This is a genomic window from Streptomyces sp. HNM0645 (genome assembly GCF_030056615.1).
In the GTDB taxonomy this organism is placed as follows: domain Bacteria; phylum Actinomycetota; class Actinomycetes; order Streptomycetales; family Streptomycetaceae; genus Streptomyces; species Streptomyces marianii.
Window position 1 is genome coordinate 158,878 of the sequence record NZ_JASHLT010000007.1, and the last position, 16,452, is coordinate 175,329.

Sequence of the window (16,452 nt, forward strand, 5' to 3'; positions counted from 1 at the left end):
GACGGCTTCGTAGAGTTCCCCTATCGCCGGACTCTTTTCATTCGTACGACCATACAAATACGAACCACAACGCGAAAAGAGTCCCTGTGGCTGCCGCCCGCCTCGTCGTCCTGGTCTCCGGATCCGGCACCAACTTCCAGGCGCTGCTCGACGCCATCGGCGACGATCCCGAGGGCTTCGGTGCCCGGATCGTGGCCGTGGGCGCGGACCGGGACGGCATCGCCGGCCTCGAGCGGGCCCGCGCGGCCGGGATTCCCACCTTCGTGTGCAGGGTCAAGGACCATGCGACCCGTGAGGAGTGGGACCGCGCGCTGACCGGGGCCGCGGCCGCGTACGAGCCCGATCTCGTCGTCTCGGCCGGCTTCATGAAGATCGTCGGCAAGGACTTCCTCGCCCGGTTCGGCGGCCGGTTCGTGAACACGCACCCCGCTCTGCTGCCCAGCTTTCCCGGTGCCCACGGTGTGCGCGACGCGCTCGCCTACGGGGTGAAGGTCACCGGGTGCACCGTCCACTTCGTCGACGACGGCGTCGACACGGGGCCGATCATCGCCCAGGGCGTGGTCGAGGTCCGCAACGAGGACGACGAAGCCGCTCTGCACGAGCGCATCAAGGAAGTCGAGCGCCAGCTGCTCGTCGAGGTCGTGGGGCGTCTGGCCCGCAACGGCTACCGCATTGAGGGACGAAAGGTTCATGTCGGTGAATAAGCCCATCCGTCGCGCGTTGATCAGTGTCTACGACAAGACGGGGCTGGAGGAGCTCGCCCGGGGGCTCCACGAGGCTGGCGTCGAGCTCGTCTCCACCGGTTCCACCGCGGGGAGGATCGCCGCGGCCGGGGTCCCGGTGACCAAGGTCGAGGAGCTGACCGGCTTCCCGGAGTGCCTGGACGGCCGCGTCAAGACGCTGCACCCTCGCGTGCACGCCGGAATCCTCGCCGACCTCCGCCTCGACGCGCACCGCGAGCAGCTCGCGGAGCTCGGCGTGGAGCCGTTCGACCTGGTGGTCGTCAACCTGTACCCGTTCCGGGAGACCGTCGCCTCGGGAGCGAGCCCCGACGAGTGCGTCGAACAGATCGACATCGGCGGCCCGTCGATGGTCCGCGCCGCAGCCAAGAACCACCCCTCGGTCGCGATCGTCACCAGCCCGGCGCGCTACCCCGACGTGCTCACCGCGGCCGCCTCCGGCGGCTTCGACCTCGCCGCACGCAAGCGCCTGGCCGCCGAGGCGTTCCAGCACACGGCCGCCTACGACGTGGCCGTCGCGTCCTGGTTCGCCTCGTCGTACGCCCCGGCCGACGCCGCGTCCGACGGCAGTTCCGCCACGGGCGCTTTCCCCGACTTCCTCGGCGCCACGTACCGGCGCTCCAACGTCCTGCGCTACGGCGAGAACCCGCATCAGAACGCCGCGCTGTACGTCACCGAGGAGGGCGGCGGGCTCGCCCAGGCCGAGCAACTGCACGGCAAGGAGATGTCGTTCAACAACTACACGGACACGGAGGCCGCCCGCCGTGCCGCGTACGACCACGCCGAGCCGTGCGTGGCCATCATCAAGCACGCCAACCCGTGCGGCATCGCGATCGGCGCGGACGTCGCCGAGGCTCACCGCAAGGCCCACGCCTGCGACCCGCTGTCCGCGTTCGGCGGGGTGATCGCGGTCAACCGCCCGGTGTCGGTGGCGATGGCCGAGCAGGTCGCCGACATCTTCACCGAGGTCATCGTGGCCCCGGACTACGAGGACGGCGCCGTCGAGGTGCTGGCCCGCAAGAAGAACATCCGCGTGCTGCGCTGTCCCGACGCCCCGTCAGCGCCGGTGGAGGTCAAGCCGATCGACGGGGGCGCGCTGCTCCAGGTCACCGACCGGCTCCAGGCCGACGGCGACGACCCGGCCGGCTGGACCCTGGCCACGGGCGAGGCGCTGTCCGCGGACGAGCTCGCCGAACTCGCCTTCGCCTGGCGGGCCTGCCGCGCGGTGAAGTCCAACGCGATCCTCCTCGCCAAGGACGGGGCGAGCGTGGGCGTCGGCATGGGCCAGGTCAACCGGGTCGACTCCGCGAAGCTCGCCGTCGAGCGTGCGGGCGAGGAGCGGGCGGCCGGGGCCTACGCCGCCTCCGACGCGTTCTTCCCGTTCCCCGACGGACTGGAGATCCTGACGGGCGCCGGTGTCAAGGCCGTCGTCCAGCCTGGCGGTTCGGTCCGTGACGAGCAGGTCGTCGAGGCGGCGCGCAAGGCCGGTGTGACGATGTACTTCACGGGCACGCGTCACTTCTTCCACTGAGGGGTCCCGGCGACGCACCGTCTCGCCTGCCGCAGACATGACAGACCGAAGGCCGTAACGCCCGCTCATCGGCGGGGGTTACGGCCTTCGTGCGTGCAGCCCGGTCGCCCGGGACGGACCGGTTCGGTCCTCCGGGCCGGAGGGGGATCAGTAGCGCGGGCGGTTGAACCACGCGGAGGCGCTGCTGTTGACCATCGCGGCGAGGATGATGCCGCCGATCGCCAGACCGATGACGCCGCCGACCGCGGAGCTCGTCTCGCCGCCCGCGAAGTTGGTGAGGCTGCCCAGGATGAAGAGGGAGGCGTAGACGATGGTCGTCACCCGCACACCGTTGCCGCCCTTGGCGAACTTGACACCCAGGACGATCGCCCAGGCCGCGAAGGCCAGGAGGATCAGGACGACGACGAACCCGAGACCGGCGAGCGGGCCGGTCTGCTCGCCCGCTCCCACGGAGTCGGCCACGTCCTGGGCCGCGGCGATCGCGAAGGCGGCGACGATGCCGACGATGATCTGCAGACCGGCGACGATGAAGAGCAGGACGCGGGCGGTCTGCATCAGGCCGGGCATGGACAAGGGGGCGCCGGGATGACCGCCACCGTAGGGCTGGACGGGCGGGGCCTGGGGGTAGCCGTAACCGGGCTGGGGCTGCTGCTGGCCCTGCGGGTAGCCGTAGCCCGGCTGGCCCTGCTGCTGGCCGTACGGGTTGTTCGGGTCGCCGAAGCTCATGGCGGGTTTCCTCCGTCGGGGTTCTGCGGGGACGACGCGGTCCTGACGGAGGAACGTCACATCTGACTAAGCGGTCTGCCCCCCGACACTGCCCGCGGTACTGCGCGGCTCATCGTCGTATTACCGTCGACTTCTTGTCCAGTCGATATGCCGATGTGTTGTGCAAGTGCAACCTCGTGTACCGCTCAGCGAACCGTGCGGCGGTATGCCGGGAGGATTCCGGGGATGGCCGGCGCGAACTCCTCCGGCGCGAACTCCTCCGGTGCGAACTCCTCCGGAGCGGGGACGGCGGAGCGGAGCACGGCGGCCCGAGCGGAACCTGATTGGAACCGGGGCGGGGTCATCCGCGAGGATGGGGGTATGACCGCCCAGATTCTCGATGGCAAGGCCACCGCGGCCGAGATCAAGTCCGAACTGGCCGCCCGCGTGGCGGCGCTCAAGGCCAAGGGGTCCACGCCCGGCCTCGGGACCGTCCTGGTCGGTGACGACGTCGGCAGCCGCAAGTACGTGGCCGGCAAGCACCGTGACTGTGCGGAGGTGGGCATCGCCTCCATCCAGCGCGAACTGCCGGAGACCGCCACGCAGGAGGAGATCGAGGCGGTCGTCCGCGAGCTGAACGAGAACCCGGAGTGCACCGGTTACATCGTGCAGCTGCCCCTCCCGAAGGGCATCGACGAGAACCGGGTGCTGGAGCTGATCGACCCGTCGAAGGACGCGGACGGCCTGCACCCGATGAACCTGGGCCGTCTGGTGCTGAACGAGCCCGCCCCGCTGCCGTGCACGCCGAACGGCGTGATCCGGCTGCTGCGCCGGTACGAGGTGGAGCTGAAGGGCGCGCACGTCGTCGTCGTGGGCCGCGGCACCACCATCGGGCGTTCCCTGCCGCTGATGCTGACCCGCCGCTCCGAGAACTCCACGGTCACCCAGTGCCACACCGGTACACGGGACCTCTCCTCGCATCTGCGGCAGGCCGACATCATCGTGGCCGCCGCGGGCTCGGCCCACCTGGTCCGTCCCGAGGACGTCAAGCCGGGCGCCGCCGTGCTGGACGTCGGCGTCAGCCGCGACGGCAACGGGAAGATCGTCGGAGACGTCCACCCGGACGTGGCGCGGGTCGCCGGCTGGCTCTCGCCGAACCCGGGCGGTGTCGGCCCGATGACCCGCGCCATGCTCCTCGTCAACGTCGTCGAGGCGGCCGAGCTCGCAGCCGCGGTCTGAGATCCATGGACACCCCGGACAACCACGCGGACTCCGCGGCCGGCCGCCGGCCGGCTCGCGCGGACGGCTCGTCCCGCGGCCCGCGGGACGAGCCGGCGGGTGCCCCGGGCACGCCCGGTACGGCCCCGCCGGCGAACGGCGCCGAGCGTGCGGACCGGTCGGCACCCGGCTCGAACGGCACCCGGCCCGAAGCGGCGGGCGAGCCCGCACCGCCGAACGGCGAGGGCGCCTTCCGGCGTGACCGCGGTGCACCGGACGGCTCCGCCCCTGCCGCGGACCGCGCCGCGCCGAACGGTTCCGCGAACGGCGTGACCGGCGTCGCCGACCGCGCGGACCGGACGGCGACCGGTGGCGGGGCCGCTGCCACCGGGGAAGGGCCGTCGAAGGACACCCGTCGGGAGCCGGCGGAGGACCCGGCCGGCGCGGGCGAGCGGGCCACGAGCAGGTCGCGTCGCCCGCCCGCCGTCACCCGGGACACCGCACGTCCGGAGGGCGGCGGACGCGCCGCCCCCGGTGACGCTCCGGCGCCCGCGCGTCAGTGGCCGCTGCTGACGGTCCTCGGGCTCGCGGCGCTCGGTCTGCTGATCGTCGGCACGGACCCGTTCGAGCAGGCGTTCAGGGTTGGCACGATGCTCGTCGGAGTCGCGCTGCTGACCGGCACGGTACTGCGCCGGGTGCTGCCGTCCGTGGGCATGCTGGCGGTGCGCTCGCGCTTCACCGACATGGTCACGTACGGGCTCCTCGGCACCGTCATCGTGCTGCTCGCCCTGATGGTCCAGCCGCAGCCGTGGCTGGAGATCCCGTTCCTGGAGGAAGCGGTCCGCTTCACCGTGCGGTAGTGGGCCCCGTCGGCCCGGCCCCGCGGGCGAGGGCGGCCGTCCCCTCCCCCGAGGAGGACGGGCGCCGTCGCCTGGTCCAGGGTCATGCACGCGCCAAACAGCCACAAGGGAACACGGGAGCCTGTGGCACGGAAGTGACCGTTCCGCCATGGTGTGATCGTCGGCAACGGATGCGAGACTGAGGCCGGCTTTCGGAACGGCGGCGCACGCGGGGTACGGCATCGTCCCGAACGCCCCCGTGCGCCCCGGCGCCAGGAACTGTCATCCTGGCTTCGCGCATCCCTCCGGGTAGTCCACGCGACGAGGACCCGGAGGCGTGGCGGGGGCACCACTGCGCGGGGCACATCAGGCACGTACTCGGGGGACAAGGGGGAGGCAATGCCTCGTTGGAAGGCGCTACCGGAAGAACTCGATCCGCAGGTACGGGAGTTCGCGAGCCAACTGCGCAGGCTCGTCGACCGCAGCGGGCTGAGCATCGCAGCGGTCGCTGACCGGACCGGCTACAGCAAGACGTCGTGGGAGCGCTTTCTCAACGGACGGCTGCTCGCGCCCAAGCGCGCGATCGTCGCGCTCGCCGAGGTGACCGGCACCAATCCGGTACACCTCACGACCATGTGGGAGCTGGCCGAGCGCGCCTGGAGCCGTGCCGAGATGCGCCACGACATGACGATGGAGGCCATCCGGATATCCCAGGCGCGGGCCGCGCTGGGCGAGTCCGGACCGAACGGGCCGGCGGCCCCGGGCGGCCGCGCCGGCGGATTGACCACCGCAGCGCCCGACGGTGACGGTCCGCGCGACCGGCCTCACGTGCCCGCCCAGCCCGGCAGCGGGCCGGGACGGGCCGGGAAACCGTCGGGGTCCTCGTATTCCGGTGCCTCCGCCTCGCCGGGCGGTCGGGGCCGGGGGAGGGGACGGCGCGGTACGACGGTGTTCGTGGCCGGGCTCGTCGGTGCGCTGCTGGTGATCGCGGCAGCGGTGCTGCTGGCCGACCTCGGCGGTGGCGGTGACGAGCCGGGCGGCGACGTGGCCAAGTCGCCCTCAGCGGCCCCGACGACGCAGGCGCCGGAGCTGCCCGCGGGCGTGAAGTGCGCCGGCGCCGACTGCACGGGTCAGGACCCCGAGAACATGGGGTGCGGCGGACAGTTCGCCACGACCGCTTCCCGGGCGACCGTCGGCACCGCCGTCGTCGAGGTGCGCTACAGCAGGACCTGCGGCGCCGCCTGGGCTCGGATCACCCAGGCCACACCGGGCGACAAGGTGCGGATAAGCGCCGGCGGGGAAAGCGAGGACGGACTCGTCAACGCGGACAAGGACGCCTACACCCCGATGGTCGCCGTGGCCGCGGAGTCCGAGGCGAAGGCGTGCGCCACGCTGACGACCGGCACGGAGGGCTGCACGGCGGAGCAGTAGCCCGCTCCAGTGAGCCGCACCACAAGGGTCCGGGGGTTCCGGGTGGCCCGGGTCGGATAGCCTGACCGCTGGATATCTCTTCACGTCGAGAGATCGATCACCGCGATCGGTGCCGTCGGTGCCAATCGGCGCGGACCGGTCCCACCCCGGCGCCGCATGCGTCGATCACGCCGATCACGCCGATCGCGTCGATCGCGGCGGTGCCGATCACTACGGTGGAGATGTCCAGCACCTGGGGCACGGAGCCCCACCGCCAGCTGTCTTACGGAGATCGCCATGACCCGCACTCCCGTGAATGTCACCGTCACCGGCGCCGCCGGCCAGATCGGCTACGCGCTGCTCTTCCGCATCGCCTCGGGCCAACTGCTCGGCGCGGACGTGCCGGTCAGGCTCCGCCTCCTCGAGATCCCGCAGGGGCTGAAGGCCGCCGAGGGCACGGCGATGGAGCTCGACGACTGCGCCTTCCCGCTGCTGCAGGGCATCGACATCACCGACGACCCGAACGTCGCCTTCGACGGTGCCAACGTGGCGCTGCTCGTCGGCGCCCGGCCGCGCACCAAGGGCATGGAGCGCGGTGACCTGCTGGAGGCCAACGGCGGCATCTTCAAGCCGCAGGGCAAGGCCATCAACGACCGTGCCGCGGACGACATCAAGGTTCTCGTCGTGGGCAACCCGGCCAACACGAACGCGCTCATCGCGCAGGCCGCCGCCCCGGACGTGCCGGCCGAGCGCTTCACCGCGATGACCCGCCTCGACCACAACCGCGCGCTGTCGCAGCTGGCCGCCAAGACCGGTGCCCCGGTCTCCGAGATCAAGCGCCTCACCATCTGGGGCAACCACTCCGCGACCCAGTACCCGGACGTCTTCCACGCGGAGATCGCGGGCAAGAACGCCGCGGAGGTCATCGACGACCAGGCATGGCTGGCGGACACCTTCATCCCGACCGTCGCCAAGCGCGGTGCCGCGATCATCGAGGCCCGTGGTGCCTCCTCGGCCGCCTCCGCCGCGAACGCCGCGATCGACCACATCCACACCTGGGTGAACGGCACGGCCGAGGGCGACTGGACCTCCATGGGCATCCCGTCGGACGGTTCCTACGGCGTCCCGGAGGGTCTGATCTCCTCCTTCCCGGTCACCTGCAAGGGAGGCACGTACGAGATCGTCCAGGGCCTGGACATCAACGAGTTCTCCCGCACCCGCATCGACGCGTCGGTGAAGGAACTGGAGGAGGAGCGCGAGGCGGTCCGCGGCCTCGGTCTCATCTGACGTCCGGTACCCGGTCGAGCGCCTGTGGGGCGCCGCGCGATCGCGCGGCGCCCCACAGGCGTTTTCCGTTGCCGTCCGTGCCGGGCCGGCCCCGCACGTGGGCCGCGGCGTCGGGCGGCGGCAGCGTGTGCTCGGCGGCCGGCGGTCATCCGGAAGCGGCAGCCGGCCCGGGAGCAGGCCCCGGAACAGAACAGTCCCCGGTGATCCGGACGATTTCCTGCGGACCGGTCGTCGCCGGTCCCGCTGGTCCTCGCTCTTCTCGCCGGGGGCCTAGCCAGAGCCGAGGGGGTCACGCCCGTCGGCAAGACGTCTCTTCCGAGGGAGTGCGGCTCTCTGCGGTTTTCTGGTGTAAAGAACAGTCTCCTCCCGATTTGACGGAAGTCAAGAGCGGTTGGAGGCGGCCCGATCCGTGGGTGCGGGTGCGCGTCCACCGGGCGTTGCCCTCCCGGCACCCCGACTCACCGTCCGTGACGAGCCGGACGGAGATCTGCCCCGGAGAGTGACACGCGTTACTTCCGGCCACCCGTCGCGCATGCTTTCCGCCCTCCGGGGCAGGCGATCCGCTCGCCAGTCCTTGCTGGTGAGAGACATAACGGGAATGGAAGGCCAAACGCGACGTGTCGGCACAACTGACCATCCACGTGGCCGGGGAATGGCGCAAAGCCGTCTCCGGCGCCACGCGCGAGATCCTCGACCCCGCTGACGCCACGCCCTTCGCGGTCGTGGCGGAAGGCGGGGCCGAGGACACCGATGCCGCGATCGCCGCCGCGCGCCAGGCGTTCGACGAGGGGGAGTGGCCCCGTACGCCGGTGGCCGAGCGGGCGGCGCTGCTGCGCCGGGTCGCCGGACTGCTGGAGCGGGACCGCGAGGAACTCGGGCGGCTGGAGAGCCGCGACGCCGGAAAGACCGTGGAGGAAGGCCGCGTCGACGTCGACTGCGTCGCCGACGCCTTCCGCTACTTCGCCGACCTCGTCGTCAACGAGAACGGCCGCGTCGTGGACGCCGGCTCGCCGGACGTCCACAGCGTGGTCGTGCACGAGCCGGTCGGCGTGTGCGGTCTGATCACGCCGTGGAACTACCCGCTGCTGCAGGCGAGCTGGAAGATCGCGCCCGCCCTGGCGGCCGGCAACACCTTCGTCGTCAAGCCGAGCGAGATCACCCCGCTGAGCACCGTCGCGCTGATCCGGCTGCTGTCGGAGGCCGGGCTCCCGGACGGCGTCGCCAACCTCGTCACCGGCCCCGGCGACCCGGTCGGCGCCCGCCTCGCGGAGCACCCCGACGTCGACCTCGTCTCCTTCACCGGCGGGCTCGCCAGCGGCACCAAGGTCATGCGGGCCGCCGCGGACAGCGTCAAGAAGGTCGCCCTGGAGCTCGGCGGCAAGAACCCCAACGTGGTGTTCGCCGACGCCTGCGCGGACGACGAGGGCTTCGACACCGCCGTCGACCAGGCGCTGAACGCCGCGTTCATCCACAGCGGCCAGGTCTGCTCCGCCGGCTCCCGCCTCATCGTCGAGGAGTCCCTCCGCGACCGTTTCGTCGCCGAGCTCGCCCGCCGAGCCGAACTGATCCGGCTCGGCCGCGGCACGGACGACGGCGTCGAGTGCGGACCGCTCGTCTCCGCGCAGCAGCTGGCGAAGACCGAGGAGTACGTGGCCTCCGCACTCGCCGAGGGGGCGGTGCTGCGCGCCGGCGGCAAGCGCCCCGACGGGCCCGGGTACTTCTACCGGCCGACCGTCCTCGACCGCTGCGACCGCACCATGCGCGTCGTGCGTGAGGAGGTCTTCGGCCCGGTCCTCACCGTCGAGACCTTCCGTACCGAGGACGAGGCCGTCGCGCTCGCCAACGACACCGAGTACGGGCTCGCCGGCGGCGTCTGGAGCGGCGACGCCGGACGGGCCCGGCGGGTGGCCGCACGGCTGCGCCACGGCACCGTCTGGATCAACGACTTCCACCCGTACCTGCCTCAGGCGGAGTGGGGCGGATTCGGCAAGTCCGGCATCGGCCGGGAGCTCGGCCCGGCCGGGCTCGCCGAGTACCGCGAGACCAAGCACATCTATCAGAACCTCGCCCCGCGCCCCGTGCGCTGGTTCGCGGGCTGACCACGGCGAGCAGGAGCAACCACCACCATGACCGAGCACGACTACGAGTACGACTATGTCGTCGTCGGGGGCGGCACCGCAGGATCGGTGATCGCCTCCCGCCTGACGGAGGACCCGGATGTCACCGTGGCCGTCATCGAGGGCGGCCCGAGCGACGTGGACCGCGAGGACGTCCTCACCCTGCGCCGCTGGATGGGCCTCCTCGGCGGGGAACTCGACTACGACTACCCCACCACCGAGCAGCCGCGCGGCAACTCCCACATCCGGCACAGCCGCGCCCGGGTGCTCGGCGGCTGCTCCTCGCACAACACGCTGATCGCGTTCAAGCCGCTGCCGTCCGACTGGGACGAATGGGCCGAGGCAGGGGCGGACGGCTGGGACGCCGCAGCGATGGACCCGTACTTCGGCAAGTTGCTCAACAACGTCGTCCCGGTCGACGAGGCCGACCGCAACGCCATCGCCCGGGACTTCGTGGAGGCGGCCCAGTCGGCGCTCGGCGTACCGCGCGTCGAGGGCTTCAACAAGAAGCCGTTCCACGAGGGCGTCGGATTCTTCGACCTCGCGTACCACCCCGAGAACAACAAGCGTTCGTCGGCGTCGGTGGCCTACCTCCACCCGGTGATGGACGAACGGTCCAACCTCACCCTGCTGCTGGAGACCTGGGCGTACCGGCTGGAGCTGGACGGCACCCGGGCCCGCGGTGTGCACGTCCGCACCGGGGACGGCGAGGAGCGGCTGGTCCGGGCACGGCACGAGGTGATCGTCTGCGCCGGGGCCGTGGACACCCCGCGGCTGCTGATGCACTCCGGCATCGGGCCCAAGGGCGATCTGGAGGCCCTCGGCATCCCCGTGGTCCACGATCTGCCGGGTGTCGGTGAGAACCTGCTCGACCACCCCGAGTCGGTGATCGTCTGGGAGACCCACGGGCCGATCCCGGAGAACTCGGCGATGGACTCGGACGCCGGTCTGTTCGTGCGCCGCGACGACGACGAGCGCGGCCCCGACCTGATGTTCCACTTCTACCAGATCCCGTTCACGGACAACCCGGAGCGGCTGGGCTACGAACGGCCCGCGCACGGCGTGTCGATGACGCCCAACATCCCCAAACCGCGCAGCCGCGGCCGCCTCTACCTGACCAGCGCGGACCCCGAGGTCAAGCCCGCGCTGGACTTCCGGTACTTCACCGACGAGGACGACTACGACGGGCGGACCCTGGTCGACGGCATCCGGATCGCCCGGGAGATCGCGAAGTCCGAACCGCTGGCCGGCTGGCTGAAGCGGGAGGTCTGCCCGGGGCCGGAGGTCACCGGCGACGAGGAGCTGAGCGAGTACGCGCGCAAGGTCGCGCACACGGTCTACCACCCGGCCGGCACCTGCCGGATGGGCTCCCACGCCGACGAACTGGCCGTGGTCACCCCGGACCTGAAGGTCAGAGGGCTCGAAGGAATCCGGATCGCCGACGCGTCCGTCTTCCCGACCATGCCGGCCGTCAACCCGATGATCGGGGTGCTGATGGTCGGCGAGAAATGTGCGGATCTGCTGACGCCGACGGGAAGTGAGGCACGATGAACGGCGACACCAAGGAAACGACCGACACCGGCACCGAGGCCGGCGGCACCGCCGGCGACAACGGCGCGGTGCACCCGGAACCGCCCGTGTTCGAGGTGCGCGGCCTGTGGAAGGTGTTCGGTCCCAAGGCCGACCGCGTGCCCGCTTCGGCCGAGCTCGCCGGGCTGAGCCCCGCCGAGCTGCGCGAGCGCACAGGCTGCACGGCCGCCGTCCGGGATGTCGGCTTCGACGTGCGCAAGGGCGAGGTCTTCGTCGTCATGGGCCTCTCCGGCTCCGGCAAGTCCACGCTCGTGCGCACGCTGACCCGGCTGATCGAACCCACCTCCGGCTCGATCTCCATCGACGGCGAGGACGTGCTCTCGATGGACAAGACACGCCTGCGCGAGCTGCGCCGGCACCGCGCCTCCATGGTCTTCCAGCACTTCGGCCTGCTGCCGCACCGCACCGTCCTCGACAACGTCGCCTACGGGCTGGAGATCCAGGGCATGGGCAAGGCCGAACGGCGCGCCAAGGCCGCCGAGGTCGTCGCCAAGGTCGGCCTCGGCGGGCTGGAGGAACGCCGTCCGGGACAGCTCTCCGGCGGTCAGCAGCAGCGCGTCGGCCTCGCCCGCGCCCTCGCCGTCGACCCCGAGGTGCTGCTCTTCGACGAGCCGTTCAGCGCGCTCGACCCCCTGATCCGCCGCGACATGCAGGAGGAGGTGATCCGGCTGCACCGCGAGGAGGGCCGCACGATGGTCTTCATCACCCACGACCTGAACGAGGCGCTGCGCCTCGGCGACCGGATCGCCCTGATGCGGGACGGGCGCATCGTCCAGCTCGGCACCCCCGAGGAGATCGTCGGCTCGCCCGCCGACGACTACGTACGGGACTTCGTCCGCGACGTACCGCGCGAGCAGGTCATGACCGTCCGCACGGCCATGCGCCCCGCAGACGACCCGGCCGGGGCCGAGCACCTGCCCGCGGTCGCTCCGGGCGCGACGGTCTCCGAGGCGATCGAGGCGGTCGCCCGCTCCGGTGGCCCCGTCCGCGTGGTCGAGGGCGGACGCTGCCTGGGCGTGGTGGACCACGCCGCGCTTCTCGCGGTCGTCGCGGGCGTTCCGGCGCAGGGGGTGGCGGCATGAGAGAGGCCGTCCACGCGGGGTGCCGCCCCGCGCGCGAACCCGCCGCCGGCACCGGGAGGTGGGGCCGGTGAGCGCCACCGTCACCACCGTCTCCAAGGCGGGCCCCACCGCGGGCGAGGCACGGACCGGGGAGTCCGGCGGCCTGCGCGACGCCGTACGGCGCCGTCGCAAGCTGCTCGCGGGCGGCGGCGTGCTCGCCGCGCTCCTCGTGCTCGGCGCCGTCCTGCTCGGCGGCGGTGGCTGGCCCGCCGGGCTGACCGCCGACATATCCGGGCCGCTCGACGCGGCCAACGAGTGGGTCGTCGACAACCGCGACACCCACCCGCTCTTCCTGTACTTCCTGCTGCACCTGTCCAACACCGCCACGGACGCCGTCAACGGGGTCTACCAGGGGCTCGACGCCCTCGGCTGGCTCGGTGTCATGGCCGCCGCCGTACTCGTCGCCTGGCGGTCGGCCGGACTGGGCCGGCGGGGGCTGCGCGTCGCGCTGACCGCGTTCGGTGCGTTCGCCGTCTGCGGACTGCTCGGGATGTGGGACGCGACGCTGCTCACCATCGCGCTGATGGTGGTGTCCGTCGCGATCGCGGCCGTGCTGGGCGCGCTGATCGGTCTCGCCGCGGGTCTCTCCGACCGGGTGGACCGGGCCCTGCGCCCGGTGCTGGACACCATGCAGGTGATGCCGGCCTTCGCGTACCTCCTGCCGTTCGTGCTCGTCTTCGGTACGGGGACGCCCGCCGCGCTGTTCTGCACCGTCATCTACGCCGCCCCGCCGATGGCCCGGCTCACCGCGCTCGGACTGCGCGGGGCCGACCCGGCGGCGCTGGAGGCGTCCGTGTCGCTCGGCGCGAACGGCCGGCAGCGCCTGTGGACCGCGCGACTGCCGCTCGCCCGCAGGCAGATGCTCCTCGGCCTCAACCAGACGATCATGATGGCGCTGTCCATGGTGGTCATCGCCGCGCTCGTCGGCGCCGGCGGTCTCGGCGAGGAGGTGTACTCGGCACTGGCGACCACGGACGTCGGCAAGGCGTTCGCCGCGGGGCTGCCGATCGTGCTGATCGCGGTCTGGCTGGACCGCACGACGGCGGCCGCGGGCGACGGCACCGGCACACCGGGCGCCGCCGGGAGCTGGCTGCACGGCGGCCGGGCCTGGGCACTGGTGGCGGCCGCGGTGGCCGCCGCGGCGGCCGTGCGCACCACGACCTGGCCCGACACCTGGACGTACGACATCTCCACGCCCGTCAACAAGGCGCAGGAGTGGATCACCACGAACCTGACCTTCACCGAGGTCTGGGCGCGCGAGTTCACGCTGTGGGTCCTCAACCCCCTGCGGGACGGACTGGTCTGGCTGCCCTGGTGGTCCGTCCTGCTGCTGGTGGCCGCCGCGGCCTGGCTCGTCGGGGACTGGGTCTCCGCGGTCACCGCGACCGCGGCGATGGCTGCCATCGGCGTGCTCGGCGTCTGGGCCAAGTCCCTGAACACGCTCTCGCAGGTGCTGGCCGCGCTGGTGCTCACACTGGTGCTCGGCTTCCTCGCGGGCGTGCTGTGCGCCCGCGCCAAACGCCTGGAACGATGGGTGCGGCCGCTGCTGGACGCCATGCAGACGATGCCGCAGTTCGTGTACCTCATCCCGGTCGTCGCGCTCTTCGGCGCCACCCGCACCTCGGCGATCGTCGCGGCCGTCGTGTACGCGCTGCCCGCCGTCGTGCGCATCACCACCCAGGGCCTGCGCGAGGTCGACCCGGCCGCCGTGGAGGCGTCCCGCTCGCTCGGTGCCTCCACGCGCCAGCAGCTCCTCGGCGTCCAGCTGCCGCTGGCCCGTCCCGCACTGCAGCTCGCCGTCAACCAGGGCGTGGTGCTGGTGCTCGCCGTGGTCGTGGTCGGCGGGCTCGTCGGTGGAGGCGCGCTCGGCTACGACGTGATCAAGGGCCTGTCCCGGGGCGAGATGGGCCTCGGCATGACCGCCGGAATCGCGATCGTCTGTCTCGGGTTCGTCCTGGACCGTGTCACCCAGCGGACCTCCCGCACCCCCCGTTGACCCCACCCCCTCTCAGAACACTCGACAGGAGCACCATGCGCACCGTAAGAACCTTCCGTACCGCCGTGGCCGTTGCCGGAGCCCTCGGCGTCCTCTCCCTCACCGCCTGCGGAGCCGCCGAGACCGGTAAGAGCAACACGGCCGGCGGCGACAAGACCGTCAAGCTGACCGTGCCGTCCTGGGTCGGTGCCCAGGCGAACGTCGCCGTGGCCAAGCAGATCCTCGAGAAGGAGCTCGGCTACAAGGTCAAGACCCAGCAGATGGGCGAGGTCCTCGCCTGGGACGCGCTCTCCAAGGGCGACATCGACGCGATCCTCGAGGACTGGGGCCACCCCAAGGAGGAGAAGCAGTACGTCGACACGAAGAAGACCGTCGTCAAGGGCGGCGACCTCGGCGTCACCGGGCACATCGGCTGGTTCGTCCCCAAGTACTTCGCGGACGAGAACCCCGATGTGACGGACTGGAAGAACCTCAACAAGTACGCCAAGGAGTTCAGGACCGCGGAGAGCGGCGACAAGGGCGAACTGCTCGAGGGCTCGCCGGACTACGTCACCAACGACGACGCGATCATCAAGAACCTGAAGCTGAACCTGAAGACCAAGTACGCGGGCTCCGAGGCCGCGCAGATCACCGCCATCAAGAAGTACGCGGCGGCCAAGAAGCCCTTCATCACGTACTGGTGGACCCCGCAGTGGCTGAACGCCCAGATCGACATGGTCGAGGTCAAGCTGCCGGAGTACAAGGAGGGCTGCGACGCCGACCCGGAGAAGGTCGCGTGCGCCTACCCGAACACACCGCTGCAGAAGTTCCTCAACGCGGACTTCGCGAAGGAGGGCGGCGAGGCCGCCGAGTTCCTGAAGAACTTCAAGTGGACGACCGAGCAGCAGAACGAGGTCGCGCTGATGATCGCCGGCGAGAAGATGTCGCCGGAGGCCGCGGCCGAGAAGTGGGTCAAGGAGAACGAGGCCACCTGGAAGGCGTGGCTCCCCAAGAAGTGACGCGGAACCGACGGGGCCCTCGGGCCGCGTCGGCCGGGCCCCGGGCGCGGTGCGCGGCCCCTGCACGTCAGGGCCGGGCACCGCGCCCGGCCGCGCTCCGGTCCCGCCCGGTGAGGCGCGGGACCGGCCGGCTCGGGGCGGACCGTGCCGGGCGTTTCCGCTCGTGCGCGCGCCGGCGGTCAGCCGCGCAGCTCCGCCGCGCGCTCGCTCAGTACGTCGAGCGTCCGCGGGAGGAAGCCGGGGCCGAAGGTGACACGGGTGGCTCCCGTACGCCCCAGGGCCGGGACGCCCGGGCCGCCGGGTGACTTCACGGCGTTGATCGGGCCCGTGACCTCCCGGCGCAGCCGCGCCGGCGCGTCCGCCGGAGCGGCGATCGGATGGACGCAGTCCGCTCCCGCCGCCACGCACGGCTGTGCCCGCTCGATCGCGGCCCCGGGGCCGGGCACCCCGCGCAGGAACATGTCGACGCGCGCGTGGACGAACAGCGCGTCGCCCGCCTCCGCCCGGACCTCCGCCGGGCGGTCCGCCCGTCGCCGCGGGTCCACGAGCGTCCCGCCGGGCCCGGAGTCCTCCAGATCGATCCCTACGGCGCCGGTCCCCAGGACGCGCCACGAGTTCCCGCACCGGCAGGCCGTACCCCGTCTCCACGTCCGAGGAGACGGGGACGTCCACGGCCCGGACGATCGGGGCGACCGCCGCGAGCATCCCGCCCGGCGGCGTCCGCCCGTCCTCGTCCCCAGTGACGCGGCCACGCCCGCGCTGGGCGTGGCCGGCGCGGGGAAGCCCGCTTCGGCGAAGACCCGTGCGCGGGCCGCGTCCCACGGTCCGGACCGGACCAGAGGGTCCTCGGGTGCCCGTCCGTGGTGCAGGTCGCGGAAGTCGTCCACGGACATCGCGGCA

General features: G+C 72.0%; 14 protein-coding genes. 11 read left to right on the top strand and 3 right to left on the bottom strand.

The genetic code is table 11. The features are described from left to right. Nucleotides 1-86 precede the first annotated feature (86 nt). Both purN and purH read left to right on the top strand, forming a co-directional pair. Nucleotides 87-704 (top strand): phosphoribosylglycinamide formyltransferase, encoded by a 618-nt coding sequence (gene purN / locus QMZ92_RS06640; protein ID WP_283296265.1) that lies wholly within the window; start codon nt 87-89, stop codon nt 702-704. After that, complete coding sequence (gene purH / locus QMZ92_RS06645; RefSeq protein ID WP_283296266.1) at nt 691-2,271, top strand: bifunctional phosphoribosylaminoimidazolecarboxamide formyltransferase/IMP cyclohydrolase; 1,581 nt, start codon at nt 691-693, stop codon at nt 2,269-2,271. The genes purN and purH overlap by 14 nt, the downstream gene beginning before the upstream one ends. Before the next feature lie 147 nt (nt 2,272-2,418). Here the strand turns inward: purH and QMZ92_RS06650 are convergent, their stop codons facing one another. Further along, nucleotides 2,419-2,997 (bottom strand): hypothetical protein, encoded by a 579-nt coding sequence (locus QMZ92_RS06650; RefSeq protein ID WP_283296267.1) that lies wholly within the window; start codon nt 2,995-2,997, stop codon nt 2,419-2,421. A 360-nt stretch (nt 2,998-3,357) separates the two neighbouring features. Between QMZ92_RS06650 and QMZ92_RS06655 the strand changes: the two genes are divergently transcribed. From QMZ92_RS06655 to QMZ92_RS06665, 3 genes are all read left to right on the top strand, one after another. Then, nucleotides 3,358-4,215 carry a bifunctional methylenetetrahydrofolate dehydrogenase/methenyltetrahydrofolate cyclohydrolase gene (locus QMZ92_RS06655; protein ID WP_283296268.1) on the top strand — a complete coding sequence of 286 codons (858 nt, stop codon included), beginning with the start codon at nt 3,358-3,360 and terminating at the stop codon, nt 4,213-4,215. 5 nt (nt 4,216-4,220) lie between these two features. Beyond that, complete coding sequence (locus tag QMZ92_RS06660) at nt 4,221-5,054, top strand: DUF3017 domain-containing protein (protein ID WP_283296269.1); 834 nt, start codon at nt 4,221-4,223, stop codon at nt 5,052-5,054. 378 nt (nt 5,055-5,432) lie between these two features. Beyond that, on the top strand, nt 5,433-6,464 hold the full coding sequence (locus tag QMZ92_RS06665; RefSeq protein ID WP_283296270.1) for an XRE family transcriptional regulator: 1,032 nt from the start codon (nt 5,433-5,435) through the stop codon (nt 6,462-6,464). A 97-nt stretch (nt 6,465-6,561) separates the two neighbouring features. On the opposite strand, the gene QMZ92_RS06670 is transcribed toward QMZ92_RS06665, so the two are convergent. Then, on the bottom strand, nt 6,562-6,705 hold the full coding sequence (locus QMZ92_RS06670) for a hypothetical protein (protein ID WP_283296271.1): 144 nt from the start codon (nt 6,703-6,705) through the stop codon (nt 6,562-6,564). A gap of 35 nt (nt 6,706-6,740) precedes the next feature. On the opposite strand from QMZ92_RS06670, the gene QMZ92_RS06675 reads away from it, so the two are divergent. From QMZ92_RS06675 to QMZ92_RS06700, 6 genes are all read left to right on the top strand, one after another. Beyond that, nucleotides 6,741-7,730: a malate dehydrogenase gene (locus tag QMZ92_RS06675; protein WP_283296272.1), complete on the top strand. Its 990-nt coding sequence runs from the start codon at nt 6,741-6,743 to the stop codon at nt 7,728-7,730. 617 nt (nt 7,731-8,347) lie between these two features. Further along, nucleotides 8,348-9,829 (top strand): aldehyde dehydrogenase family protein, encoded by a 1,482-nt coding sequence (locus QMZ92_RS06680; RefSeq protein WP_283296273.1) that lies wholly within the window; start codon nt 8,348-8,350, stop codon nt 9,827-9,829. A gap of 27 nt (nt 9,830-9,856) precedes the next feature. Then, nucleotides 9,857-11,398: a GMC family oxidoreductase gene (locus tag QMZ92_RS06685; protein WP_283296274.1), complete on the top strand. Its 1,542-nt coding sequence runs from the start codon at nt 9,857-9,859 to the stop codon at nt 11,396-11,398. Further along, complete coding sequence (locus QMZ92_RS06690; RefSeq protein ID WP_283296275.1) at nt 11,395-12,519, top strand: quaternary amine ABC transporter ATP-binding protein; 1,125 nt, start codon at nt 11,395-11,397, stop codon at nt 12,517-12,519. Before QMZ92_RS06685 ends, QMZ92_RS06690 begins: the two co-directional genes overlap by 4 nt. A gap of 67 nt (nt 12,520-12,586) precedes the next feature. Next, on the top strand, nt 12,587-14,554 hold the full coding sequence (locus QMZ92_RS06695; RefSeq protein ID WP_283296276.1) for an ABC transporter permease: 1,968 nt from the start codon (nt 12,587-12,589) through the stop codon (nt 14,552-14,554). A 35-nt stretch (nt 14,555-14,589) separates the two neighbouring features. After that, nucleotides 14,590-15,552: an ABC transporter substrate-binding protein gene (locus QMZ92_RS06700; protein WP_283296277.1), complete on the top strand. Its 963-nt coding sequence runs from the start codon at nt 14,590-14,592 to the stop codon at nt 15,550-15,552. A 179-nt stretch (nt 15,553-15,731) separates the two neighbouring features. Here QMZ92_RS06700 and QMZ92_RS06705 read toward each other — a convergent pair whose 3' ends face one another. Next, on the bottom strand, nt 15,732-16,445 hold the full coding sequence (locus QMZ92_RS06705) for an isocitrate lyase/phosphoenolpyruvate mutase family protein (protein WP_502962003.1): 714 nt from the start codon (nt 16,443-16,445) through the stop codon (nt 15,732-15,734). Between the last annotated feature and the right edge of the window lie 7 nt (nt 16,446-16,452).